The sequence below is a fragment of the Streptomyces sp. NPDC001153 genome, from assembly GCF_053598315.1.
Genome location: NZ_JBSFJZ010000012.1, coordinates 13,579 through 39,302, shown reverse-complemented (window position 1 = coordinate 39,302; position 25,724 = coordinate 13,579). Strand labels below are relative to the sequence as shown.

The following is a 25,724-nucleotide window of genomic DNA, read 5'->3' as shown; positions in this document are numbered from 1 at the left end:
TGCGCAAGTCTTAAGCGTCGTTATGGACACGGGTTCGAGGAGCGGTCACAGTGCAGCGCTGGCGTGGCTTGGAGGACATCCCCCAGGACTGGGGGCGCAGCGTCGTCACCATCGGTTCCTACGACGGCGTCCACCGCGGCCACCAGCTGATCATCAAGCACGCCGTCGACCGCGCCCGCGAGCTGGGCGTCCCGGCCGTCGTGGTCACCTTCGACCCGCACCCCAGCGAGGTCGTCCGCCCCGGCAGCCACCCTCCGCTGCTCGCCCCGCACCACCGCCGCGCCGAGCTGATGGCGGACCTGGGCGTGGACGCGGTGCTCATCCTCCCCTTCACCACCGAGTTCTCGAAGCTCTCGCCCGCCGATTTCGTGGTGAAGGTCCTGGTGGACAAGCTGCACGCGAAGGCGGTCGTCGAGGGCCCGAACTTCCGCTTCGGCCACAAGGCCGCCGGTAACGTCGAGTTCCTCGCCGAGCAGGGCAAGACCTACGACTTCGACGTCGAGGTCGTCGACCTGTACGTCACCGGCGAGGCGGGCGGCGGCCTGCCGTTCTCCTCGACCCTGACCCGCCGCCTGGTCGCCGAGGGCGACGTGGAGGGCGCCCGCGAGATCCTGGGCCGCCCCCACCGCGTGGAGGGCGTGGTCGTGCGCGGCGCCCAGCGCGGCCGCGACATGGGCTTCCCGACGGCCAACGTCGAGACGCTCCCGCACACCGCGATCCCCGCCGACGGCGTGTACGCCGGCTATCTGCACGTCGAGGGCGAGGCCATGCCGGCCGCGATCTCCGTCGGCACGAACCCGCAGTTCGACGGCACCGAGCGCACGGTGGAGGCGTACGCCATCGACCGCGTCGGCCTCGACCTGTACGGCCTGCACGTCGCCGTCGACTTCCTCGCCTACGTGCGCGGCCAGGCCAGGTTCGACACGCTGGAGGCCCTGCTGGAGCAGATCGCCGCGGATGTGAAGCGGTGCCGGGAGATCGTGGCGGCGGAGGAGTAGGCCTTCGACGACTCTACGAGCACGAAAGGGCGGCCGGTGCGACGAGCACCGCCGCCCTTTCACTTACTGCTGCTGCTGCTGCTGTGGCGGCGGCGGGGCCTGCGGAGGCTGTTGCCCCTGCGGCGGCTGGGGATAGCCGTACGGCTGGGCGGGCTGCTGCGGCGGATAGGGCTGCTGGCCCGGCGCGGCCTGCGGATAGGGCTGCTGGCCCGGCGCCGCCTGGGGGTACGGCTGCTGCCCCGGCGCCTGCGGATACGGCGGCTGTCCCTGCTGGGGCGGATAGGGCTGCTGCGGAGGCCCGGTGTACAGCTCCTGGCCGGGTGCCTGCGGGTACGGCTGGCCCGGCATGGGCTGGCCCGGCATCGGCGGGGCGGCCACCGGTGGCGGGTTGCCGTCGCTGGTCCACAGCCCGTGCGCCTGCTGGTGCCGTACGAAGTCCTCGGCGATCAGCGCGGCGAGATTGAAGTACGCCTCGCGCGTCTTGGGCCGCATCATGTCGAGGTCGACCTCGGCACCGGCGGCCAGATGCTCGTCGAAGGGCACGACCACGACCGCGCGCGTGCGCGTCTCGAAGTGCGCCACGATGTCCTCGACCTTGATCATCTTGCCGGTCTCGCGGACACCGGAGATCACGGTGAGCGAGCGGGAGACCAGGTCGGCGTATCCGTGCGCGCTCAGCCAGTCCAGCGTCGTACTGGCGCTGCTGGCGCCGTCCACGGACGGCGTGGAGATGATGATCAGCTGGTCGGCGAGGTCGAGCACCCCGCGCATGGCGCTGTACAGCAGACCGGTGCCCGAGTCGGTCAGGATGATCGGGTACTGCCGTCCGAGGACGTCGATCGCGCGCCGGTAGTCCTCGTCGTTGAACGTGGTCGAGACGGCCGGGTCCACGTCGTTGGCGATGATCTCCAGACCGGAGGGCGCCTGCGAGGTGAACCGCCGGATGTCCATGTACGAGTTCAGGTACGGGATCGCCTGCACGAGGTCACGGATGGTGGCACCCGTCTCCCGGCGCACGCGCCGCCCGAGCGTACCGGCGTCCGGGTTCGCGTCGATGGCGAGGATCTTGTCCTGCCGCTCGGTGGCGAGGGTGGAGCCCAGCGCGGTGGTCGTGGTCGTCTTGCCGACGCCGCCCTTGAGGCTGATGACCGCGATCCGGTAGCAGGACAGCACCGGGGTGCGGATCAGCTCCAGCTTGCGCTGCCGCTCGGCCTCCTCCTTCTTGCCACCGAGCTTGAACCTGCCGCCCGCCGCCGCGGGCCGTCCGCTCTTCGCCTTCTGCTTCTTGTTGTTCAGCAGCCGGTCCGAGGACAGCTCCACGGCGGCCGTGTAACCGAGCGGCGCGGCACCGGGGTTGGTCGGCTGCCGCTGGTCGTGCCGGACGGGCTGCGGCCAGGCGGCACCGGACCGCGGATCGACCGGGGCCTGCGGTACCTGCGGAGCCTGCGGCGCATGTGGGGCCTGCTGGCCCTCGGCTGCCGGCGCACCGCCCGGCCCCTGCGGGAAGCCGTAACCACCGGGCTGGGGCCGGGCGTTGGGAGCGCTGGGCTGGGGGAAGCCGTAACCGCCGGATGCGTGGGGGTCGTTGGGGTTCGGCTGCGGCGCAGGGGGCTGCGGGAAGCCGTAACCGCCCGGCTGGGGCTGGGGCTGCGCGTTGGGGGTACCGGGCTGGGGGAAGCCGTAACCGCTGGACACGTTGGGGCCCGCCGGGTTCGGCTGACCGGGCTGCGGTGCGAAGGGCGCGCCGGCCTGGTTCGGCTGGTTCCAGGCGGCGGGCGCGGGCTGCGGGGCCTGCGGCTGGAACGGCGGCTGCTGGCCGGGCCCGCCACCGGGGCCCTGCGCGGCCGACGGCTGCTGCTGCGCGGGCCACTGGGCCGCAGGGGCGGGCGCCGCGGGCTGGTAGGAGGGCGGCAGCGGAGGCACCCCGCTGTGCGGCGCGGGTGGCGGCGCCCAGCCGGGCTGGGCATCCTGGGGGGCCGGGGGAGCGGGCGGTACGGCGTCCTGGGGCGCGCCGGTCTGCGCGGTGCCGTCCGGCTGTGCGCCGTCCGCCGCTGCTACTTCGTTCTGAGGCACGCCGTCCTGCACGTCGGCCTCGGTGGCGGCGTCGGTGGCGGCGTCGGCGACGACGGCGTCCTGCGCGACCGCATCCGGGGCCACGGTGCCGTCGGACTCGGCGCTGACGGTGGACCCGTCCCGGGCGCCGTCCGTCTCCGCGGCCTCGGCATCGGCGTCGCCCTCGGCCGTGTCCTCGACCTCGACCTCGACGTCGGCCTGGGCCTTGGTCTCGCCGTCACCTTCGTCCTCACCGGCATCGGCCGCAGAACCGGCCGCGCCCTCCCCGGAGTCGGAGTCGGCGTCCGCGGAGACCGCGTCCACGGGGGCCACGGGGGCCACGGGGGTCGCACCCGACCGCTCCTCGGCGCCCTCGGACGCGGACGCCTTGGACGCGGACGCCTCGGACCCGGACGCCTCGGACGTGCCGCCCTCAGCACCGGCGGAGCCCGTGGCCGTACCCTCCGCGGAGCCCTCCTCGCCCGCGTCGTCCCGCATCGCGGCCGTGCGCTCGGCGATTTCCGCGATCTCGCGCTTCAGGGCCACGGCGGAGAACCGCATCGTGGCCCCGCTCTCCAGGTCCCCGTTGCTCGTCTCCGGTTCGACCGCGGGCGCCGGGGCCTCCGGCTGAGCCTGCTGAGCCGGCTGGGCGGCCTGCGGCTGCTGCGCCTCGAAACCCTCGGGCAACCGCGGCATCGGGACGGGATTCCCGACGGGCGGCGCGGGCGGCATGGGCGCGGCGTAGGGGGCGCCCTGGGCCGGCGGAGGCGGAGTGTAGGGGGCGCCCTGAGCCGGCGAAGGCGGGGCATAAGGCGCGCCCTGGGAAGGCGGAGGCGGGGTGTAGGGCGCGCCGTGCGCCGGCGGGGGCGGCGGGGGCGCCGAAGCCGGCGAAGGCGCACCGGACGAGCTCTGCGCGTTCTGCGTGTACCAGGCCGGCGGCGCGTAGTCGATGGTGAACTCGCCCGTCATCTCGATGGCGGACTCCGCGTCGGTCTGGTCGTCGTCGGGTGTCTCCCAGCCCCCGCGGATCCCGTCCCGATCGCTGTTCACAGTTCCTCCTGGTGTGGTCGAACACCCTCATGCCGTGCCGGGGCGACCATGTCGTGTCGTTCCGAGTCGTCCGTGGTCATTCGGGGCAGTCCGAGCCGACGGTTCTCCCCCTGGGACACCGATCGCCCGGTCACGGGTCGTGCCATCGCGCCCGCTCCCAGCCTAATCACCACGAGCCGTCCCACGGCAGGCCCGCCCGCCTCTGAGCACACATCCACCGGGTCACAGCGCAGCCAGAACGGCCCGTTTGCCGCGTTGCCTGACAGAGGAATTGAGGTCGAATCGGCGGACAACGGACGAACGGGGAACACGGTTACCGCGAACAAAACGGATAGGAAGGGCAGTTCAGTCCATCCGGCGAGGTGTGCCCAACAATCCGATCTCGGCGTCGGTGGGTTGGGTCATCACGTACTGCCGGTCACGATCCGTGCACCACAGGGTGACGCCGTCGGGCAGCGCCGGCAGCGACTCGACCTCGGTCCGCGTCAGTCCCATGGTGCGCCCCAGTTCGGCGGCCTCGTCCGGCGAGACCCGCTGGATGCCGGCCAGCCGCGCCTGACGCAACAGCCGGGGCGCGACCGGGCTGAGATACGGCAGCAGGGTCAGCACCGACTGCCAGGGACCGGACACCACGCGACCCCGCGGCGGCCGCATACCGCAGTCCCGCACCACCAGTACGGGCGTACCGGCCGAGGCGCCCTGCGGTGGCACGCGACCGACGTCGTACACGGACAGCCCGTTCTGCCCGCCGCCCATCGCGTGCACCATCTGGATCCAGGCCTGCGGCCGGCCGGTCTCCACCGCGACCCGGGCGCCGGTGGCCGCCGAGCGCAGCGCCAGTACCTGGGCGGTCCACAGGCCACCGATCAGCACGACGTCGTACGGCGTGGGCCGGTTGATGCCCAGCACGGCCGGCTGGCCCTCGGCGTCGACGCCGGCCACCACGCCGTCGTCCCCGATGGGCAGGGCGAGCGCCTCCAGTTGCTGCGCGAGCAGTCCGTGCCGCCCGTGCCGGGGCCCGATCAGGCCCAGTCCGTGCCGCAGCAGCTCGCCCATCCGGCGCGGACCGGACGCCGCCGGGGCCTCCGTGCCCGGCATCGAGGACGTCGTCGGAATCGTCGTCACCGCGCACCTCCGAGGGGCAGTGTGGCCAGCATGCCGGGCAGCTGTTCCCGGTCGAGGCGGGCCAGACCGGCCCCTGCCTGCCGGGCGGCGCTCTCCAGCGCGCGTCGCGCCGCCACGAGTTCGTCGTCGCTGCGCCCGGTCACCCGAAGATGCGCGGACAGGATCACTTCCTGTCGCTCGCCGTGGGCGAGAGTGAGGCTGAACGTGGTCGCGAGCGCCGGTATCGCCGTGACCCGGGCGACGAAGTGCGGCAGCGACTCGCCCCGGCCACCGCCCAGTTGGGGCCAGCGCCTGACCCAGTACGTCGTGTGCCGCCGGTTGTCGCAGCGCCAGCTGCGCCCGGACTCCTCCGTCCGCCGCTCCCGGTTCTCGCTGCGTCCCGCCTCGGCGGTGACCAGCGGGTTGGCGCAGGCCGAGGTGGCCAGCGCGGCGACCAGCTCCTCCTCGTCGAGCACGCGCGCCCGGAAGCCTGCGCCGGTCAGCCGGCTCGCGAGATGGTCCGCGGTCCGCGCGACACACTTCTGCGCCCCGAGCAGTCCGCCGCCGCGCGCGGCCACGGCCTCCGCGCACAGCTCCGGGTCCAGCTTCAGCGCGATCCAGGTGATGCGCACCGCGGGGGCACCCGTCTGCTCCTGCAACGGAAGGTAGTTGGAGACGGCGACGGACTGCTGGGGCAGGTGCAGTGCGGGCGCCGGCTGGGTGTGCAGCACGATCTGGGCCGACTCCAGCCGGATCCCGTCCACTTCCAGCGCGTCCCGCACCAGGGCGACCGGCAGCGGCTGCCGGCTGCGCTCGGCCCGCAGCGCGGTCGCGTCGGCCTCGACCTGGAGCACGGCCGTGACGAACGTCCCGTCGCCGATGATGCCGACCGGGCGCCGGTCACGCGGGCCGTGGGAGTACGTGCGCAGGGCGGGCTCGCACTCCACGGCAGGGACCAGCCCCGGCTCCGTGCCCGCTGGTATCGGGGTGCTCGCGGCCCGCTTCTGGCGTGCCCGCAACTCCCGTGCGGTGGCGAACCACTCGGGCAGCGACCGGCCCCGCCGCCGTACGAAGGCCAGCAGGATGAGTGTCACGGCCACGACCGCGGCGGGCACGAGGGCCACCATCCCGATGGCGAGGCCGACGACCAGCGATGCGGCCGCCAGCTCTACCAGTACGAGCCGTTGCAAACGGAACGAACCGGCCTGGCCCGGCCGGGGCCTGAGGCCGAACGCGACCGGCTGCTGCGCCGCGTCGCTCCGGACGGAAGCCCCGCGCGCCGGCGCTGCGGACCGAGCCGCACGACCTCGTGCCGCCGATCGGTCGCGCGTACGCGACCGCGTTCCGGAAGCCATCACGGCATCCCCCCGATTTGCTCACAACTCGCTGGAATCAGGCCACTCAACAAGGCCCTTGAGGGCCCAGGTACCCTACCCGCTCCACGAGACCCGCTCCGTACCAGGCATAGTAGGGGCCGGGTCCGACAACGGAGGGCGGGGGAGTGTGGTCCCCGGGCGCCCTCCGCGTGAGTCACGGGGAGAAAAAGGCACAGATGGCATCTCGGCGGGACCAACTCAACGCCTACACCTTCGCGAAGCGTCGCATGCTCGCGTCGTTCGTGCAGTCCTCGCCGGATGCCTCCGACGAGGGGGCGCCGCGGCCGCTGCGCGCCGTCCTGCCCGGCACCATCGTCGGTGTCGTCGTCCTCGCCGCGTTCGGCGCCTGGGGCATGTTCAAGCCGACCGCGCCGCAGGGCTGGGACAAGCCCGGGCAGAATGTGATCATCGCCAGCAAGTCCACCACGCGGTACGTCGTGCTGAAGACGGAGGGCAAGGTGCAACTGCACCCCGTCCTCAACATGGCGTCCGCCAAGCTCGTTCTCGACAGCCAGAACGACGTCAGCGTGGTCACCGTGGACGAGTCGATCCTCGACAACGGCAAGATCCCGCACGGCGTCACCATCGGCATCCCCTATGCCCCGGACCGCCTGCCCTCCGACAGCGAAGCCGGCGCGACCAAGGAGTGGGCCGTCTGCGAACGGCCGAGCGGCAGCGGCAGCTCCATCCAGAAGGCCGCGTTCGTCCTGGCCAAGCGCGACCAGAAGCTGACCGACGGGCCGGAGAAGTTGCAAGGCGGCGAACTTCTCTACGTCACCACTCCGACGGACAAGAAGCAGTACGTGGTCGACGCGCAGGGCACGGCGTACCCGCTGGACGGGTCCGACCCGCTCCTGCTGGAGACCCTCGTGGGCGCTGACCGCAAGCCGCAGCAGGTGACCAGGGCGTGGATCGACACTCTCCACCTCGGCGACCGCATCAGCTTCCCGCAGATCACCGGCGTCCCGGGCGCCGCCGCGAACGCGCCCGGTGAGCTCGGCGACGCCAACAAGGTCGGCATGGTCCTCAGGGCGCCGGTCAACGGCCAGGAGCAGTACTTCGTCGTGCTGCCGGGCCGCGTCGCGCCCGTCTCGGACTTCGTCGCCCAGCTGCTGCTGGCCAGCAGGGACCTCGTCAAGCTCGGCCAGGCCGGTCACGCCCAGGAGGTCAGCGCAGGCGCCATCACCCGGGGCACGCCGTTCGCTGCCGAACACAAATGGCCGACGCAGAAGCCCAGCGCGGTCAACGACGCCTCCACCGCCGACGGCAGCCGCAGCACGATCTGCAACGTCCTGAACCACGTCGATCCCGGCAACGGGAACACCACGCTGACCACCTGGGCGGGCAAGGACTTCCCGGCGGTCCTGCCCACCGGCTCCTCGAGTGCCTACGTCACCGCCGGTTCGGGCCAGTTGTACCGCCAGTTCCAGGGCACCGCGACCAAGGACGGCCCGGTCTTCCTGGTGACCGACACCGGCCTGCGCTATGCCCTGCAGTCCAACGACGACAGCGCCACCGACGACAAGGGCATCGGTATCACGCCCCAGCAGCGCAAGGAACTCCAGCAGGAGGCCCAGCTGGCGCAGACCCGCCTCGGCTACGCCGGTGTGACCCCGGCTCCCGTCCCGGCCGCCTGGTCGGAGTTCCTGCCGACGGGCCCACGTCTGTCGACGGCGGCGGCACGCCAGCCGCAGGGTTCGTGAGGCACGCCGATGCGATCCACGCTGCGCACCCGTACGATCCTGGCGACGGCGCTGGCCCTTGCCGCCTCGCTGCCGGCGGCACCGATGGCCGCCGCGGACTCCGTGTCCGACCAGTGCACGTTCTCCAGGACCAACCACAAGTACGCCGGCACACCATGGGCCCTGCAGCGCGTCAACCTCGATGAACTGTGGAGCCAGTCCAAGGGCAAGGGCGTGAAGGTGGCGGTCATCGACACGGGCGTCGACACGGCCAACCCTCAGCTGACCCCCGCGGTGGACGCGTCCCTGGGCGCGAACCTCCTGCCCCCCAAGGACAGCAAGGGCAAGCCGGTCGACGGCGCCAAGTCCAAGCCCACGACCGACACGGTCGGCCACGGCACCCGCGTGGCGGGCATCATCGCCGCCCGCCCCATGAAGGGCACCGGGTTCGTCGGGCTCGCCCCCGAGGCCACGATCATCCCGATCAAGCAGAACGACGCCGAGGGCCACGGCACGTCCTCCACCCTCGCCAAGGCGATCAAGCACGCGATCGACGTCAAGGCCCAGGTCATCAACATCTCCCAGGACACGACGAATGCCGTGGCACCGGGCGACGAGCTGCTGAACGCGATCAACGAGGCCCTGAACCGAGGCATAGTGGTGGTGGCGTCGGCGGGCAACGATGGCCTCGACGGCAACACCAAGCGGACGTACCCCGCCTCCTACGACGGCGTCCTCGCAGTCGCCGCCTCCGACCGCAACAACGAACGCGCGGCCTTCTCCCAGTCCGGAAGCTGGGTCGGCGTCGCCGCCCCGGGCGTCGACATGATCTCGACGGTGCCCGAGGGCGGCCACTGCTCCGACAACGGCACGAGCTTCTCCGCGCCCTACGTTGCCGGCGTGGCAGCGCTGATCAAGGCCAAGCACCCCGACTGGACGGCCCGCGAGGTCGTGGCCCAGATCGAGCAGACGGCAGAGCGTTCGATCAACGGCCATGACCGCCTGGTGGGTTGGGGCGTGGTCGACCCGGTCCGCGCCCTCACCGAGGACGACCACCCGATCGAGGCCCCCCGCCCCGACGCCGGCCTCACCCATGTGGAGGCCCCGACCCCGGCCAAGCTCACCCTCGGCGAAACCCCTCAGGAACGCACCGCCCGCATCGCCACGTACGTGGCCATCGGCGTGGCCGTACTGGTGGCGGGCCTGAGCGGAGGCGCGGTGGCCCTGCGGGACGCCCGCCGCAGGCGTGGTGCACTGGAGAGGCGAGCAGAAGGGTGACGACCGGCGCCTGGCCCCGGCAGAACGCGCGTCGATGCCAAGGCGTTTGGCCACCTGACTGCATCCCTGTGCGGGCGCTCCGGTGGTCTCCCCCGTCCCCCCACCGTCTCCACCAACCCGGCTGGCTGGTCGCGGGCCGGCGGTTGCGCCACCTCACGGGCGGTCACAGTCAGTGCTTCATGGCTTGGTTTTGTGGTTGCAAAGATCTTGCCCCTATGACGTGCAGAGCTCGAGCAGCCGACCGTGTGTGAAATTTCTGCGCAGATGCACGGGCGCTTCTGTCGTTATTGACCACCTTGTCGGTCTTGGTTGCCCCCGAGTCGGTCACTTCGGGACACCATTGCAACTGAACCGTCGCAGAGTTCAGTTGGCCGCGAATTGCACAGTGACTACAGTGGTCAGCGATGGATCCAGGGGTGCGGGTGAGGTTCCCCGGTCCGTCGACAGCTCGACCAACGGGGAACGGGGAAGGGGCCACGGTGAGTGACGGTGGCAGCGCGAATCTGAGGCGCGGCGCCGATGCGCTGGCGAAGTTCAGTCAAGGGTTGAGCGATGCGCTGGGGGCGTTCGAGAAGTCCCCGGCGAACCCGTCCAGTCTCGGGCACCACGGGCTTGATCGTCAGTCGTTCAGTGGTACGAAGATCCCGTTCCCGGAGGCGGATTACCTGCACGGGCAGTACACGGACGTGCATGACCGACTCATACACATGTCGACAATCTTGAGCCTGCACATGGAGGCTCTGCAGTGTGCGGCGCGATCGGCTGATGCCACGTACGACGACACCGAGGGCGAGGTGCGGCGTCGGTTCTGGGAGATCAAGACCCAGCTCGACAAGGAGTACCAGAAGGCCCACCCCAAGGAGCACGAGCAGAACGAGCAGCCCCCGAAGGACACGAGGCAGCACTCCGGTGACAAGTCTGCGGGGGTGAGCTCCCAGTGAGCGACAACGGGAAGCAGCAGCCCACGTACAACAGCGGCGACAAAGAGGCGAACCTGCTGGCCGGTGCGTCCGAGGCGTTCGGCGCAGTGGAGAACTTGTTCCGGGGCACGCCGCTCGGCAGGACCCAGTTCGACGAGTCTGACCTCAACGACATGATCGACCTGGTCGAGCACGGCAACCCCGAGCATCTGGAGATGGCGGGCAAGGCCATCTGGGATGCCCGCGACGCTATTCATGACGCCGCCAAGAACCTGCGTGGGTACGTCGATAAGGTCGACTGGGAGGGCGAGGGTGCCACGTCCTTCCACAAGTACGCCACATCACTCCTCAAGTGGGCCGAGAAGTTCGAGGCCTACGCGCACAGCGTCGGTGCGGAGATCACTACCGCCGCCATGGGCCTGGCCTCCATACATATGCCGCCCCGCGACACCCGGCCCGTGGGCGAGCAGAAGCGGCCCTGGCTGCTGCCCAAGGCCAAGCAGGTCGAGAGCAACCCGGAGTACGTGCTCGCGCAGAAGGTCGAGAAGAACCGGCAAGAGGCCATCAACCAGATGGTCCGGTTGGGGTCCTACTACTCGGTGGCCGGCGGGTCATTGCACACGGAGCCCAAGCCGTCCATGGCCGAGATCGACAAGCTTCCGGACTTCGGGGTGCCCCGAGCGGGAAGCTGGGTTGATGAGCAGCGTCGCGTGATCAGCCCCGAGTCGCCCACACCAGCCTCGACGGTCCGGCGAAGCGTGGCGGAAGGCCATGACGCGGCGCCTGTGGCCCATGGAACAGATGCCGGCGGCGGTGTACCGCCCCTCAGGGAAGTTCACGTGCCCAGCGTGCCTACCGGCCACGATGTCGGCACGGAAATCAACACTGTGGGCACGCTGCCTCCCCCGGCACACACCGCACAGCCCAGCCCTCCCGCGCCCACTCTTCCGACTGCAGGCGGTGGAGGGCAAACGCCTGCGCCTCCGCTGGGGCCTGCACCGATGACGCCACCGATCGCGCCTACCGTCGGGCGTACCACGGGCTATCGTCCGATCGGCCGGCTCCCGATTTCGACGCAGGGGCGCACCGGCCCTTCGGGCACTGCGGGTGGGCGAGTGCCGCAGGAGCCCGAGGGCCAGGCAGGGCGTGCCGTTACCGGCGGCCGTGTGTTGCAGGGGCCCACGGGGCAGGCTGCGCGCGCGGTGGGGGGTACGACTGAGGCCGGTGAGTCGGCTGCTGCGCGCGGGGCCGGACGTTCCCCTCTGGGGCGTGGCGTCACCGGTGGAACGCCGAAGATGACCAATACGCCCGGTGAAAACGCGAGAGCGACTGGCCCCGTCGGCGTAGCACGCAACGGCGTCGTGGGCGGCAAGCCTGTCACGGGCCGCACGTCGGGAGCGGCGTCCAGTTCCCGTGTTCCGCGGGGTATGGTCGTCGGCGCAGACGAGCCGGTCTCCTCGGCGCAACCGAAGGGCGCTCTCGGGCAGCGAGGAGTTGTCGGCGTACCTGCGGCGAAAGCGGATCCCGGCACCGGCCAGTCGGTGCTGCGTTCGGCAAGTAATCCCGAAGGCGCGATCGGTGCGCCCCGGAATTCCGCCGGATCGACACTCGGGGGCTCCGAGGTCGGCGCCCGTGGCGCAGGGCTCGGCCGCGGCACGGTCGGCAACCGCCAGAGCGTGAACGGGGAGACAGATCGCGAGGGCGGCCCTGCCGAGAAGCAACAGCACCGCCCGACGCAGAAGCAGCGGCGCGATGTGCCGCAGAAGCGTGATTGAACACAAGCGAGGACGTGCACAGGCATGAAGCCAGGGACCGGCCGACGCGGCAGAAGTACTGCCCTCCTGACGAGGTGCAATGTGAGACGTCTGGCAGCAGTGTGTTCGGCACTCGGCACATTGGCCATCGCGTCGGCTGGGCTGGCTCCTGGAGCGGCGGCAGAGGATATTCAGTCGAGGCAGTGGTATCTCAAAGCCATGGGTGCCGACGAGATATGGAAGCACAGCACCGGTAAAGGGGTGAAGGTCGCCGTTATTGACTCGGGCGTGAATCCGGCGACCTCAACGCTCAAGGGTCAGGTGCTGGCTGATCAGGTGCCAAAGTCTGTTTCTTACAAGGCGAGTGAGGACTACGACGGTCATGGCACGGGCATGGCTGAAATCATTGCTGGTACCGGAGCGGGAGGCGGTGTCAAGGGGCTGGCGCCGGGGGCTAAAATTGTTCCCTTTCATGTCCAGTCGAACGAATCGACGGATCGCAAATATCAAGCGAAGTTGGCCAACTCCGCCGAAGCGATCCGGGCTGCCGCTGACAGCGACGTCAAGATCATCAACATGTCTTTCGCCAGCCCGTACCCCGACTCCGACGAGGCAGACGCCATCAAGTACGCCGCTTCCAAGGGCAAGCTGATGTTCGCCGGCATCGGTAACGATGGAGAAAAGGGAAAGCAGTCCTATCCGGCCGTTTACCCATACGTCGTCGGCGTATCCGCCACCGACAAGTCCGGCACGGTGGCCAAGTTCTCAACAAAGAGTAACTATGTGGACTTCGCGGCCCCGGGCGTCCACATCCCCGCTTGGTGCGACGGCACGTTCACCAAGTACTGCGACACCGATGGAACCAGCCCGTCCACCGCCATCGCCTCCGCCTCCGCCGCCCTCGTCTGGTCGGTTCACCCCAACTGGACGGCCAACCAGGTCCTTCGGACCCTCCTCGACACCGCGGGCCGTTCCTGGCCGAAGGACAAGCCCAGCACCTACCTCGGCTACGGTCTCATCCGCCCGCGCCGCGTACTGATCGACAAGAACATCGATCCGGGTCCGGCCGACAGGGACCCCCTGTACGCCGAGAACGGAACCGACGCGAACGCAGACATCATGGCCACCCCGAGCCTGTCGGTCGCGCCCTCTTCCGGGACATCGGCAAAGGGCACCGGAACCACCGGCGGCCCCACCTCCGCCGCCGCGAAGGACTCGGGCTCCGGCGGTGACACGCAAACCTGGGTGATCGTCGGCGCCGCAGCCGGCGTACTAGTCATCGGAGGCGCTGGTTTCGCCGTGCTGCGTGCACGCCGTAGCGCCTGACCGGTCTCCCGCGCAGCTGCTCGTTCGCCGAATGAGCAGAGGTCCGCTTGCCGGCAGTGCCGACGTCAGAAGTCGGCACCCGGCGAGGTCAGTTCACACAGAAGGGCATCGAAGTGGCAGCAGGCACTCAGAAGATCACCAAAGACTCAGTCGTAGTCCTCGAGCAGAATCTTCTGCAGCAGTTCGACCACATCAAGGGCCAGCTCGCGCGCCTCCAGCACCTGATCGACTCGCTCGAGGGGCACTGGAAGGGCATCGGCGCCGGCGCGTTCAACCAGAAGCAGACCGAGATCAATGAGCGCATGGTCCGACTCGGCACCATCCTGGTCGGTTTCATCGATGCGATGAACAAGACCATGAAGATCAACGACCACACCGAGGACCAGGTCCGCGCCAGCGTCCAGGGCATCAATGTGGACCTCGGCGGCGCGCCGTCGGCGCTGACCAAACTCTGATCCGCGCCCGACCACCACTTCTCAGCAACGGAGGAATCATGAGCGTCCACAACGATGGCGTGACAGAAGTCCACTACGCCGGTCTTGACCACATGGCGACCGAAATCGGCACCCAGGCCAAAAACCTTGAGGCCAGCCTCGACCAGATCAAGAGGGAGATCCAGAAGGTCTCCGGCATGTGGGAGGGCGAGGCCCACAAGGCGTACATCGACAAGCAGACCGAGTGGGACAACAACGCCCGAGCCATCCACGAGGCTCTGGTCGCCATCGGCCACGCCGTGCACGCCGCCGGCGGTGACTACATGGGCGGCGACAAGAAGGCCGCCAGCTACTTCATGTAGGCAGCCGGAACCGATCGGCACGTCGCGGTAGCGGGGTGGGCACGCACGGAGGGTGCCCACCCCCAGTCGCGTCCGGGTACCGGCCCGGCAAAGCGGAAGAACCAGGACAGGGAATGCAGGCGACAGGTGGCGCCACGGGTGTGGCCGCCGGGGAAGAACCGGGCAGAGCCGCGAAAACGCAGCGGCGGGTGGGCCCGTACCACCTGATCACCGCGCTGGACGATCCCCACACCAAGGTGCCCGTCCCGGAGCGGCGGTACATCGCCCGTAGTGCCGACGGTCAGCACACCGTTCTGCTCTCCCTTCCCCTATCCGGCCGCGATCCCCAGCTCTTCCTGGCGGAAGCCGAGGCCTCCCGCTATCTCCTCGGCAGCTGCGCGGCGCCGGTCTCCGCCGTCGCCGGCCCAGGTGAGCCCGCCTGGTGCTGCCGCCCGTACCTGCCCGCCCTGCCGCTGCCCACCGCCCTCGCCGTACACGGCGGTCCGCTGCCCGAGCGGACCGTACGCACGCTCGGCGTCGCTCTCGCCGAGACGCTGGCGGTCGTGCACGGGCAGGGGCTGACCTTCGCCGGCATCTCTCCGGCGGCCGTCCTGCTCGCCGCCGACGGGCCCCGCCTCTCCTGCTTCGGCGCCGTGCGCGCGGCCGCGCCCGACGGTGCTTCCCGCTCAGGGCTGCCGGGTCTCGAACCGGGCAGCCTGCCGCCGGAACAGGCGACCGGCGGGCGCCCGCGTCCCCTCGGTGACGTGTACGCCCTCGGGGCGACACTCGCCTACGCGGCCACCGGGTACACGACGCCGGAACGCGACGAACTTCCCGCCGCCTTCCGTGCCGTGATCGCCCGATGCCTCTCACGTGACCCGGGCAACCGCCCCCAGCTGGCGGAGCTGATCGACGCCCTGGGCGGTGACACCGGGACGGAACGTCGTTCCACCGCCCCCGGCTGGCTCCCGGGGCGTGTCGTCGCGGCCCTCGCCCATCAGTCGGCTGCCGTCCTCATGGCGGAGATCCCCAACGAGGCCGCCCCCGTATCGTCCACCGACCCGGTATCCCACTCGCACTGAAGACGACCCATGCCCTCCCCACTCACTCACGACGACCCCCAGGCGATCGGCCCCTACCGGCCGATCGCCCGCCTCGGCAGCGGCGGGATGGGCACCGTCTACCTCGCGCGTACCGCAGGCGGCCGTACCGTCGCGCTGAAGACCATGCACGCCCGGATCGCCTCCGACCCGGCCTTCCGCACCCGGTTCCGGCTGGAGACCGACGCGGCACGGGTCGTGGGGGAGCGATACGGCGCCGGGGTCGTCGAGGCGGACCCGCGAGCCGGCACGCCCTGGTTCGCCACCGAGTACGTGCTCGGACCGCCCCTCGACGAGGCCGTGGAGCTGTGCGGTCCGCTGCCCGAGACGTCCGTACGGGCGTTGGGTGCCGCACTGTGCGGGGCCCTGGGGCAGTTGCACGCCTCGGACGTCGTCCACCGTGATCTCAAGCCGTCCAACGTCCTCATCACCGCGTACGGGCCCAAGGTCATCGACTTCGGTATCGCCCGCGCCGCCGGTGACGATCACCTCACCCGTGTCGGGGTCGCGGTCGGTACCCCCGCCTTCATGTCGCCGGAGCAGGCGAGCGGGCAGGAGCACACGGCCGCGGGTGACGTGTTCGCACTCGCCGGGCTGCTCGTCTTCGCCGCCACCGGGCATCCGCCCTTCGGGCACGGGCAGGCGGCCGATCTGCTCTACCGGGTGCAGTACGCCGAGCCCGACCTGAGCGGTGTGCCCGACAGCCTGGTACCGGTGCTCGCGCCGTGCCTGGACAAGAACCCGTTCCGGCGGCCGACGACCGGTCGGCTCGCCTCCCAACTGCACGACGGGACCGGTGAGTTCGCCGACCACCTGCCGGACGTGCTCCTGGCCGACATCGGGCGGCGGGCCACCGAGGTGTGGCAGGTCATGCCGCAGCGGCTGCCGGCTCCCGTCGATGAGCCGGCCCCCGCGCCGACGGCCGCGCCCGTACGGTGGTCCCGTCGCCGTCTGCTGCTCACCGGCGGCGGCGCGGCACTGGGCGTCGCGGCCGCGGGAGTGGCGGGGGCGTGGGCCTGGAGCGAGCAAGCCGGTGGCCCGAAGCCACAACCCGCGCCCGGGCCCAGCAACAGCCAGCTGCCGAAGAAGCAGCTGGACTCCCGCTGGCAGGTCCAGGTCGAGGACACGTACAACGGGGGCTTCACAGAGGGCCCCCTGGACTCCTATCCGGTGCCGTTGCAGGCCGTCGGCGACATGGTCGTGGTGATGGCCGGAAACTTCCTGGAAGGGGTCGTCGCGCAGAGCGGGAAGGTCGCCTGGAAGACGCTCAACTCGCCTGTACCGTGGCAGATCGCCTCCGACGCCGGTCGCATGTTCCTGGTGAAGGAGGTGAACGACGGCTACACCGGATCCGATTCCTCCCATGCGAGCCCCTTGGCGCTGGCCTCGATCGACGTCCGCGCCGGCACGGTCGGGGAGCCCTTCGCGCAGTTCACCGACCTCAATGGGCTCGCACTGAACCAGGCGCTGTGCACCGCGGACGGGGTGGCCTACGCGGTGGCCGGGCACGGCAAGTTCTCCTTCAGCTTCCTCGCCTCCCAGTCCTGGTACGTGTTCGCGGTGGACATCAGCAGCGGCAAGCGTCTGTGGAAGGCACCGCTGCCCGGTCGGCACCAGGAGGTCCCGCACCTGTTCTTCCTCGGTGCCTCGGTCGTGGGGAACCGTCTCGTGGCGCTTCAGGAAGCGAACGACGGCAGCGTGCACGCCGTCGTACGCGACACGGGTACGGGAACCGTCCGGTGGGACCGCAAGCTGGACGGCGTCGTCCCGGACCGGGTACGGGAGTCCCTGGTCACCGACGCGCAGCACCTGTACGTGGGTGCCGGCCGACTGAGGGCACTGCGGCTCGGCGACGGGAGTGTGGCCTGGGACTCGGCGTCCGAACGGCCGGGTCGCACCTATGGCCTTCCGGTGATCAAGGACGGCACCCTGTACGCCGTCGAGAAGGGGCTCGGGCTCGTCGCCTTCGACCCGGCGAGCGGGCGCGTCAAGTGGCAGGAAAAGGGTGGGCAGGGCACTGCCGCGGACCTGAGTGCCCCGCCCGTGGTCAGCTCCGACTACGCGTACACCAGGCGAGGATCGCGATTGTGGGCGATCGATCTGTCCTCCCACGAGCCGGCCCACTCCTACCGGACCACCGGTGACCGTTTCATGATCCATGAGAAGGCAAGCGCGGTCATCGCGCTCGGCGGGCACTTCCTCGCGGCCTTCCCCTTGCGATGAACCGTCCGGTGCGGAGAACGGAGAACGACAAGCGATGAGGCCCCTGGGGACCGGCGACCCGATCCGGCTCGGACCGTACCGGCTGCTCGGTGTGCTGGGCGAGGGCGGCATGGGCAAGGTGTACGTGGGGCAGGACCATGCGAGCACCGTCGCCGCCGTGAAGGTGCTGCGGCCCGAACTCGCCCACGACACGGGCCTCGCCCAGCGTTTCGTGCGGGAGGCGGTGGCGGCCGCGGCCGTGCGGAGCCCGGGTGTGGCAGCGGTGCTGGGTGCCCAGACCGAGGGTGGACGGCCGTGGATCGCCACGGAGTTCCTCGCCGGGCCGACCCTGGACCAGATCGTGGATCAGCAAGGTCCGCTGGACGACGTGAAACTGCGTGCCCTGGCCGCCTCCGTCGCCCGTACGCTGCGTGACATCCACGCCGCCGGGTTCGTCCATCGCGACCTCAAGCCGCCGAACATCGTGCTCACCTCGAACGGCCCACGGATCATCGACTTCGGCATCGCCCGCCCCGAGCACGGTCTCACGCTCACCACCACCGGGCAGATCCCGGTCACGCCGGGGTACGGCGCCCCCGAGCAGGTGCTCGGCCGTCGGGTCACCCCGGCTGCCGACGTCTTCTCCCTCGGCGCCGTTCTCGTGTACGCGGCCACCGGGCACCGGGCGTTCGGCGGCACCCATGTCGCCGCGGTCCAGTACGAGGTCGTCCACGGTGAACCGCGCTGGCACGGTCTCTCGCCCGAGCAGCACGCTCTGATCGCGCCATGCCTCGCGAAGGAGGCGGCCGGGCGGCCCACTCCCGACCAGATCGCTGGGGCCTTCGCCCCGTCCAGGCGGTCCGACGGGGTGTGGAAGAGCGGGCCCGTGGCCGATGCGATCAGGGAGCGGGAGCGTCAGGTACGGGAATTGACTGCGCCCCTGCTGACGACGCAGTCCGTGGCCGGGCCGAGCCGGAGAAGGCTGCTGACCGGATTCGCCGCCGGCGGCGCGCTGCTCGCGGCGACCGGCGGCACCGGATGGTGGCTGCTGCGCGGCGGCGGCTCGAGCCGGAAGGACCTGTTCACCATTCCGCCCGCGGTGAAGACGCCGGCGGCACGCCCTCTTTCCGCCGACGACGGCGACTTCATCGTCGGTGATCCCGTCAAGCCGCTCTGGAGGCACGATGGGGCGGTGGGAACGCATGCGCCGGCTCCGCTGCCGATCCGGGACGTCGTCGTCACCGGTGCCGAGTCCGGCGGCATGGCGGCGTTCAACGTCGTCGACGGCAAACGCCGCTGGCTGGCCTCCGACATGGAGATGTCGAGTGGTTGTCTGTCGCTCTCCGACCGATTGGTCGTGGCCGCCGACAAGGACGGCACGCTGCACACCTTCGTCCCGTCCACGGGCGAGCCCAAGTGGAGTGCGGAGGCCGAGGCCGAGGCGCTGCTGGCCGTCGACGAGGAGGCGGTGTATGTCGTGACGAAGGACCACCGGTTGCGTTCGGTGGGTCGTTCCGATGCGGGCCTCCGTTGGACCGTGTCGGTGCCGGAGCGGTTCAGGACCGGCCTCCATCCCCAGGGCGCGGTGGACAGCGGCGTACTGGTCGTCTCGACCACCAGCGGACACGCGGTGGCGGTCAGTACGAAGACCGGCCGCACTCTGTGGACGGTGTACGACCAGGCGAAGAAGACACAGCTCGTTCCGGTGGCCGGTAGCGGTGTGGTCTACCTCAACGGCAGGACAATGACCGGCCGGAGAATCTCGGACGGCAAGGAGGTCTGGCGTGGGACGAACGCATTGGGGAGCTCGTCGGAATGGGGTCCCGCGTGGGTCTCCGCCGACCGTGTGTATGCGACCGTCGGCGGCTTCATCGCGGGGCTCGGCCTCCGTAAGGGCCAGAAGGACTGGTTTGCGCCGGGCGGTACCGAGGGGAGTCCGGTCCTGCTCCAGGGCAGCGGCGCATGGGTGCTCGAGGACCTGAACGACGGCCTCTCGGTCCACACCCTGAGCGTCAAAGACGGCTCCGACACCTGGTACTACGATCCTCGCTGGGTCTTCGATCTCAAGCTTGCTGTCGGCGGAAACCGAGCCTTCGTCACCGGCGGCAACAGCCTGGTCGCGTTGCCTGTCTTCTGACCTCCCGCAAACACCGGGTACGGCGGCTCGCGCGACCGCCGTACCCGGCAAGACCCGTGGACGTCAGTACTCCACGTCCACCCATCCCGTCTGAACCAACGGCTTCCCCCGCTTCCGCGACACGAAGACGCCCCGCCCCGCGGGCATCGGCCGCGGCCTGACCCCACCGAGGATGTCGCCCTCGCCCGGGTCGCCGGCCAGGAGGATGCCCTGGGCGCCGAGTTCCTTCATGCGCTGCATGAACGGCTCGTAGGCGGCCCGGCTCGCGCCCGCGGAGGAGCGGGCGATGACGAAGCGGACGCCGACGTCACGGGCGAAGGGCAGCATCTCCGTCAGACCGCCCAGCGGGTTGCCGCTGGACGTGGAGACCAGGTCGTAGTCGTCGATCACGACGAAGACCTGCGGGCCGCGCCACCAGCTGCGGTCCCGAAGCTGCTGCGGGGTGACGTCGCCCGTGGGCGTCCGGCGCTGCATGAGGTCGGCCAGGGCCGTCATGTGGTGGTCCATCTGGCTGGACATCGGGATGTACTCCGCCAGGTGCGAGGCCGGCGTGATGTCCAGGAGGGAACGGCGGTTGTCGACGACGAAGAACTTCGCCTCGTCGCCGCCGTACCGCAGCGACAGCTGCCTGATCAGCAGCCGCAGCAGGTTGGACTTGCCGGACTCGCTCTCGCCGAAGACGAGGAAGAACGGGTCCTGCTCGAAGTCCAGGAAGACCGGCTCCAGGTTGTCCTCGTCCAGTGCGAAGGCGATGCCCTGCTTCGGGAAGTGGTCGCCCGGCGGCAGCTGGACCGCCTCCAGCCGGCGCGGCAGCAGCCGCACCTTGGGCGCGCCCGGCTCCTGCCAGTGGCGGCCGACCTCGGTGGACAGCGCCGCCGTGGCCTCGGCGAGGTCGGTGTCGGACGTCAGGCCGTCGATGCGCGGCACCGCGGCCATGAAGTGCAGCTTCTGGGGGGACAGACCACGGCCGGGAACACCGGCGGGGACGTTCACCGCCACCTTGCGGTCGATCTCCGAGTCCATGACGTCGCCCAGGCGCAGCTCCAGGCGGTTCATCAGGTGGTCCTTGAGGTTCGCCCGGACCTCCATCGAGCGCGACGCCGTGATGACCACGTGGATGCCGTAGCCGAGGCCGCGCGCGGCGATGTCCAGCACCGCCGGTTCCAGGGCCTCGTAGTCCGTGCGGAAGTTGCCCCAGCCGTCGATGATCAGGAAGACGTCGCCCCAGGGCTGGTCGGTGACCGAGATCTCGCCGCGGGCGCGGCGGTTGCGGTAGTCGGCGATCGAGGCGATGCCGGCGGAGCGGAAGTACTCCTCGCGGCGGGTCAGCACGCCGTAGACCTCGGAGACCGTACGGCGGACGCGTTCCGGGTCGAGGCGGGAGGCGACACCGCCCACGTGTGGCAGGCCGTCCACCGCCGCCATACCGCCGCCACCGAAGTCCAGGCCGTAGAACTGCACTTCGTGCGGCGTGTGTGTGAGCGCGAAGGAGCAGATCATGGAGCGCAGGAGGGTCGACTTGCCGGACTGCGGGCCACCGATGATCTGCATGTGGCCGGCCGCGCCCGAGAAGTCGAGCATCAGACGGTCGCGGCGCTGCTCGTACGGTTTGTCGACCAGGCCGACCGGGACGATCAGGCGGCCGGCGCCCTCGTAGTTCGGCTGGGTCAGACCGCGGCCCGGTACGGCCGCGAGGCCGGGCAGCAGCGCGTCCAGCGAGGGCGGGCTCTCCAGCGGCGGCAGCCACACCTGGTGCGCCGCCGGCCCCTGTGCCTCCAGCCGGCGCACGATCACGTCGAGGACCGTGTCGGCCAGCGCCTCGTCGACCTCGGGGGCGGACTCGGTGCGCTGGTGGGGGACGGCGGTGTACTGCACCGGCACCTCGGTGGCCGTGAACAGCACCGGACGCCGGTCCACCGGCAGGGGTCCGCCGCCCAGCGTCGCGCGCTGCGGGCCCGAGCGGTAGACGCCGGAGACGTACGCCGCCTTGAAGCGGACCATTTCGTCCGTGCCGAACTTCAGGAAGCCGGAACCGGGGACGTTCGGGAGCTCGTAGGCGTCGGGGACGCCCAGGGCGGCACGGGATTCCGCCGCCGAGAAGGTCCGCAGGCCGATGCGGTACGACAGGTACGTCTCCAGGCCGCGCAGGCGGCCCTCCTCCAGGCGCTGCGAGGCCAGCAGCAGGTGCACGCCCAGCGAACGGCCGATACGGCCGATCTGCACGAACATCTCGATGAAGTCCGGCTTGGCGGTCAGCAGCTCGCTGAACTCGTCGATCACCAGGACGAGCGACGGGATCGGCTGCAGGGGTGCACCCGCCGCGCGGGCCTTCTCGTAGTCGTGGATGTTGGCGTAGTTGCCCGCGTCGCGCAGCAGTTCCTGGCGGCGGTTCAGCTCACCGCGGATCGAGTCGCCCATGCGGTCGACCAGGGTGAGGTCGTCGGCCAGGTTGGTGATGACCGCCGCCACGTGCGGCATCTGCGCCATGCCGGCGAAGGTGGCGCCACCCTTGAAGTCCGCGAGGACGAAGTTCAGCGTCTCGGAGGAGTGCGTGACGGCGAGGCCCAGTACCAGGGTGCGCAGCAGTTCCGACTTGCCGGAACCGGTCGCACCGACGCACAGGCCGTGCGGGCCCATGCCTTCCTGCGCGGCCTCCTTCAGGTCCAGCATGACCGGGCGGCCGTCCTCGCCGAGACCGATCGGTACCCGCAGGCGTTCCGCCAGCGCGCGCGGGCGCCAGGTCCGCTTGGTGTCGACCGAGGCGGCGTCGCCGAGTCCGAGGAGGTCGGTGAACTCGAGGTTCGCCAGCAGCGGTTCGTCGTCATCGCCGCCGGACGCCATGCGCAGCGGCGCCAGTTGCCGGGCCAGTGCCTCGGCGGACTCGTAGGAGAGACCGTCCGGAGTGCCCTCGTAGACCTCGCCGTGCCCGGACTCCAGGCGCAGCATGCCCGGCTGCACGACGATGGACAGGTCGCCGCCCGCCGTCGTGAGTTCGCCGGGTACGACCTCGACGACCGTGACACCCTGCAGGCCCTCGGGGTTGGCGAGCACCGAGTCCGGCAGCAGGGAGATGTCGTCCAGGACGAGCACGATGTGCGGCGCGTCGAGCAGCGGGGACGCGGTGGGGTGGAAGCGGGGGCGGCCGGTCAGCCGGACGGACAGCAGGTCCTCGAGCTCGCGTGGGTCGGTGCCGATCAGCCGGCGGGAGCCCGCGCCGTCCACCTCGCCGGTGGCCTGTACATGCGGCAGCCACTTCGCCCAGTCCCAGTGCGGCAGCGCCTCCCGGCCCGTGGCCACCGCGATGAGCAGGTCCTCCGGGGAGTGCAGCGAGGCCAGCGAGCCGACCAGGGCGCGGGCACAGGACCGTACGGACTGCGGCTCGCCGCTGACCGTCACGTGGTAGAAGGCGCGCAGGGACACCGCCATCGGCAGGTCGCCGACGGTGTGGTGCGCGGCGAGGAAGCGCTGCATCGCGCCCGCGGTCAGCGGCTCCAGCTGCTCGACCGGCCCCGTCTCGGGAGCGATGAGCGGGGTCGCCAGCGGCTGCGGGCCCAGTCCGACGCGCACATGCGCGAAGTCCTCGTCGCCGGGCCGCCGTTCCCACACCCGGCTGCCCTCGGCGACGAGCGCCCACAGTTGCTCGGGAGAGGGGTGCAGGTAGTACTGCGCGTCCCGCTGCGTCCTCGCCGTCGCCACGGCGGACTTGCGGGTCTGCGACAGATAGCTGAGGTAGTCACGCCGCATGTCGGCCAGTTGGCCCTGGGAGCCGCGGCGGAAGCGGACCACCATCGCGATGGACATCGCCACCGTCGAGGCGATCATGATCATGCCCATGATCTTCATGAACGGCTGACCGTTCGTGAAGAAGAACACCACCGAGCCACCCATGCCCAGCGTGGGCAGGAGCTGCATCAGGACGCTCTCCTGATGACCCCGGGGCAGTTCGGGCGGTGGCTGGACAACGACGTCTTCCGTGGGCACTTCGGACGGCAGCGCTCTAGCGGGGCGCTTGACGACAATCTGGCTCACTGCTCACCAATTCCCTTGCCCGACCCAGGCTTTCCGCTCGCCGCCCCGTGTCCGGCGAGCGCAGGCCGCCGCGTGATCCTACTGAGTTCACCGGACACCGGTGAGCGGTAGGGTGCCGGATGTTCGCGTGAGCACACGCCGAGCAGGCTGTGCATACCGGGACAATCCCCTTGATCTTCAGGCGGGAAGACCCGGGAACCCTGCCGTACGGCACCCGTGCCGCCGCCCGCGCGGCGAACCGGCACGAGACTTTCACGAAGTAGACGCACCACCACCACTGAGGGGGAGCAGCAGGTGAGCATGACGGCCGCCGCCACCGGCGGACCCGGGACGGGAGCCCCCGCCGGGTCCGGCACCGGACTCGGCTTCTGCCGGGTCACCATCGTCGCGCCCGACAGCCGTATCGACGTCGCGCTGCCCGACGACGTCCCGGTCGCGGACCTCTGTCCGGAGATCCTCCGGCTGTCCCAGCAGAGCCCCGAGGCGGGCGCCCCGGTCGGCTACCACCTCGTCCGCACCGACGGCACCGTGCTGGACAGCGCCCGCTCCTTCGCCGCCCAGCGCATTCTCGACGGCGAACTTCTCACCCTCCGCCCGTTCGCGGAGTCCCTGCCGCCGGCCGTCTTCGACGACGTCGCCGAGGCCGTCGCCTCCGCCGTCACCAAGCAGCACAAGCTGTGGAGCGGTGACCTCACCCGGGCCGCGGGTCTCGTCGGTGGCGGAGTGCTGCCGGCGCTGCTCGCGTTCGTCGCCTGGACCGCCGACCCGCGCCACGACATGCACGGCCTGGCCGGCATCCTCGCGGCCGTCGCCGGTGTCCTCCTGGTCGTGCTCGCCGCGATCCGCGCCCGCGTCTACGACGACCGCGGCTCGGCCGTTGCCCTCGGCCTCGGCGCCTTGCCCAACATCGGGGTCGCCGGCAGCGGACTGCTGCCGCTCACCCACGGCGAGGGCATCGGCAGACTGCAGTTCCTGCTGGCCTGCGCCGCTGTCCTCGTCGCGGCGCTGATCCTCGCCCTGTGCTCCCCGCAGGGCGACGGCCCGTTCGTCGCCTTCGTGTTCGCCTCGGGGATCGCGCTGGTCGTCGTCTTCGTCGCGACGCTCACCCACTGGTCCGCGACCGAGATGGCCGCCCTGACCGCGCCCGTCGCCGTGGGCGCGCTCGCGTTCCTGCCCGGCATGTCCATGCGCTTCGCCCGGCTGCCCATCGGCTTCGAGAACCCGAGCAGCGCGGGCCCCGCCCGGTCCGCCTACGGCACCGAGTCCACCGCGCCGGAGCCGGTGGACACCGAGCGCGTGAAGGCCCAGGCCCGGCGCGGCCACGAACTCCTCGTCGGCCTCGTCGGCGGCTGCGCCGTGCTCGCCGTCGGCGCCTCGGCGGTGCTGGGCTTCTCCGACGACGTCTGGGCCCAGGTGCTCGCGCTGGCGACCGGAGTGGCGATGCTGATGCGCGCCGGGCTCTTCCGCTACACCGCCCAGGTCGCCCCCGTCCTCGCCGCGGGCCTCGCCTCCGTGGTCCTGCTCGGTCTCGGCCTCGCCCTCGACCCGCCGCGCCATGTGGTGCTCGAGGCGCTGACCGGCGACCGTACCGACCTGGACATCCGCACCATCTGGCTGATCGCGGCCATCGCCGCGGCCACCGCGGTGGTGACCGCGGTGGGCCTGATCCTGCCGCGCGGCGGCCTGACCCCGTTCTGGGGCCGCTTCCTGGAGATCTGCGAGGGCTTCGTCCTGCTGACGCTGATCCCGCTGACCCTGGCCGTCTTCAACGTGTACGCGACCGCGCGGGCCATGACCAGCAAATGATCCGCTCGGGGCCGCCGGGGAGACTCGGCGCCGGCGGCCCTCCGAAGCGGGCCCGCTCATGCCGCCGCGAGGCCCTCGGACCCGAGACCCCACAAGAACGCGATCATCGTCGCGCCGGTCACGTGCGGCGCAACC

At 70.8% G+C, this 25,724-nt stretch carries 16 protein-coding genes; 12 read left to right on the top strand and 4 right to left on the bottom strand.

From position 1 onward, the window contains the following. Nucleotides 1-50 precede the first annotated feature (50 nt). The gene (locus ACWDEN_RS15630; protein WP_450859404.1) at nucleotides 51-998 is read left to right on the top strand and encodes a bifunctional riboflavin kinase/FAD synthetase; all 948 of its coding nucleotides are present in this window, start codon (nucleotides 51-53) and stop codon (nucleotides 996-998) included. A 63-nt stretch (nucleotides 999-1,061) separates the two neighbouring features. Here the strand turns inward: ACWDEN_RS15630 and ACWDEN_RS15625 are convergent, their stop codons facing one another. The 3 genes from ACWDEN_RS15625 to eccE all read right to left on the bottom strand — a co-directional run bounded on the left by ACWDEN_RS15625 (nucleotide 1,062) and on the right by eccE (nucleotide 6,559). Beyond that, complete coding sequence (locus tag ACWDEN_RS15625; RefSeq protein ID WP_450859403.1) at nucleotides 1,062-4,100, bottom strand: SCO5717 family growth-regulating ATPase; 3,039 nt, start codon at nucleotides 4,098-4,100, stop codon at nucleotides 1,062-1,064. Between the two features lie 345 nt (nucleotides 4,101-4,445). Next, complete coding sequence (locus ACWDEN_RS15620) at nucleotides 4,446-5,198, bottom strand: hypothetical protein (RefSeq protein ID WP_351613960.1); 753 nt, start codon at nucleotides 5,196-5,198, stop codon at nucleotides 4,446-4,448. A 23-nt stretch (nucleotides 5,199-5,221) separates the two neighbouring features. Next, complete coding sequence (eccE, locus tag ACWDEN_RS15615; RefSeq protein ID WP_450859401.1) at nucleotides 5,222-6,559, bottom strand: type VII secretion protein EccE; 1,338 nt, start codon at nucleotides 6,557-6,559, stop codon at nucleotides 5,222-5,224. Between the two features lie 197 nt (nucleotides 6,560-6,756). Between eccE and eccB the strand changes: the two genes are divergently transcribed. The 10 genes from eccB (at nucleotide 6,757) to ACWDEN_RS15565 (ending at nucleotide 19,754) form a co-directional block, all read left to right on the top strand. Next, nucleotides 6,757-8,283, top strand: coding sequence for a type VII secretion protein EccB (gene eccB / locus ACWDEN_RS15610; protein WP_351613903.1), 1,527 nt, complete (start codon nucleotides 6,757-6,759; stop codon nucleotides 8,281-8,283). 9 nt (nucleotides 8,284-8,292) lie between these two features. Continuing rightward, a complete protein-coding gene (gene mycP / locus ACWDEN_RS15605; protein WP_351613906.1) occupies nucleotides 8,293-9,540 on the top strand; it encodes a type VII secretion-associated serine protease mycosin in 1,248 nt (415 codons plus the stop codon). Between the two features lie 479 nt (nucleotides 9,541-10,019). Beyond that, nucleotides 10,020-10,481 carry a hypothetical protein gene (locus tag ACWDEN_RS15600; protein ID WP_450859398.1) on the top strand — a complete coding sequence of 154 codons (462 nt, stop codon included), beginning with the start codon at nucleotides 10,020-10,022 and terminating at the stop codon, nucleotides 10,479-10,481. Continuing rightward, nucleotides 10,478-12,235 (top strand): hypothetical protein, encoded by a 1,758-nt coding sequence (locus ACWDEN_RS15595; RefSeq protein WP_450859396.1) that lies wholly within the window; start codon nucleotides 10,478-10,480, stop codon nucleotides 12,233-12,235. Before ACWDEN_RS15600 ends, ACWDEN_RS15595 begins: the two co-directional genes overlap by 4 nt. Before the next feature lie 198 nt (nucleotides 12,236-12,433). Beyond that, on the top strand, nucleotides 12,434-13,540 hold the full coding sequence (locus ACWDEN_RS15590) for a S8 family serine peptidase (protein ID WP_450859394.1): 1,107 nt from the start codon (nucleotides 12,434-12,436) through the stop codon (nucleotides 13,538-13,540). A gap of 56 nt (nucleotides 13,541-13,596) precedes the next feature. Then, nucleotides 13,597-13,995, top strand: a complete 399-nt coding sequence (locus ACWDEN_RS15585) for a WXG100 family type VII secretion target (protein ID WP_450859493.1) — start codon at nucleotides 13,597-13,599, stop codon at nucleotides 13,993-13,995. 38 nt (nucleotides 13,996-14,033) lie between these two features. Continuing rightward, nucleotides 14,034-14,336, top strand: coding sequence for a WXG100 family type VII secretion target (locus ACWDEN_RS15580; protein ID WP_351613915.1), 303 nt, complete (start codon nucleotides 14,034-14,036; stop codon nucleotides 14,334-14,336). A gap of 113 nt (nucleotides 14,337-14,449) precedes the next feature. After that, nucleotides 14,450-15,397: a protein kinase family protein gene (locus ACWDEN_RS15575; RefSeq protein WP_351613918.1), complete on the top strand. Its 948-nt coding sequence runs from the start codon at nucleotides 14,450-14,452 to the stop codon at nucleotides 15,395-15,397. 9 nt (nucleotides 15,398-15,406) lie between these two features. Then, on the top strand, nucleotides 15,407-17,638 hold the full coding sequence (locus ACWDEN_RS15570) for a serine/threonine-protein kinase (protein WP_450859391.1): 2,232 nt from the start codon (nucleotides 15,407-15,409) through the stop codon (nucleotides 17,636-17,638). A 34-nt stretch (nucleotides 17,639-17,672) separates the two neighbouring features. Further along, nucleotides 17,673-19,754 carry a serine/threonine-protein kinase gene (locus ACWDEN_RS15565; RefSeq protein ID WP_351613924.1) on the top strand — a complete coding sequence of 694 codons (2,082 nt, stop codon included), beginning with the start codon at nucleotides 17,673-17,675 and terminating at the stop codon, nucleotides 19,752-19,754. A gap of 63 nt (nucleotides 19,755-19,817) precedes the next feature. On the opposite strand, the gene eccCa is transcribed toward ACWDEN_RS15565, so the two are convergent. Continuing rightward, entirely contained in the window at nucleotides 19,818-23,783 is a 3,966-nt protein-coding gene (gene eccCa / locus ACWDEN_RS15560) for a type VII secretion protein EccCa (RefSeq protein WP_450859389.1), read from the bottom strand. Between the two features lie 300 nt (nucleotides 23,784-24,083). Between eccCa and eccD the strand changes: the two genes are divergently transcribed. Further along, entirely contained in the window at nucleotides 24,084-25,589 is a 1,506-nt protein-coding gene (gene eccD, locus ACWDEN_RS15555; RefSeq protein ID WP_351613969.1) for a type VII secretion integral membrane protein EccD, read from the top strand. Nucleotides 25,590-25,724 lie beyond the last annotated feature (135 nt).

Coding starts and splice junctions, on each gene's coding strand:
- ACWDEN_RS15620 (WP_351613960.1), bottom strand. CDS start 5,198: ATGCCGGGCACGGAGGCCCCGGCGGCGTCCGGTCCGCGCCGGATGGGC.
- eccE (WP_450859401.1), bottom strand. CDS start 6,559: ATGGCTTCCGGAACGCGGTCGCGTACGCGCGACCGATCGGCGGCACGA.
- eccB (WP_351613903.1), top strand. CDS start 6,757: ATGGCATCTCGGCGGGACCAACTCAACGCCTACACCTTCGCGAAGCGT.
- mycP (WP_351613906.1), top strand. CDS start 8,293: ATGCGATCCACGCTGCGCACCCGTACGATCCTGGCGACGGCGCTGGCC.
- ACWDEN_RS15590 (WP_450859394.1), top strand. CDS start 12,434: ATGGGTGCCGACGAGATATGGAAGCACAGCACCGGTAAAGGGGTGAAG.
- ACWDEN_RS15580 (WP_351613915.1), top strand. CDS start 14,034: ATGAGCGTCCACAACGATGGCGTGACAGAAGTCCACTACGCCGGTCTT.
- ACWDEN_RS15575 (WP_351613918.1), top strand. CDS start 14,450: ATGCAGGCGACAGGTGGCGCCACGGGTGTGGCCGCCGGGGAAGAACCG.
- ACWDEN_RS15570 (WP_450859391.1), top strand. CDS start 15,407: ATGCCCTCCCCACTCACTCACGACGACCCCCAGGCGATCGGCCCCTAC.
- ACWDEN_RS15565 (WP_351613924.1), top strand. CDS start 17,673: ATGAGGCCCCTGGGGACCGGCGACCCGATCCGGCTCGGACCGTACCGG.
- eccD (WP_351613969.1), top strand. CDS start 24,084: ATGACGGCCGCCGCCACCGGCGGACCCGGGACGGGAGCCCCCGCCGGG.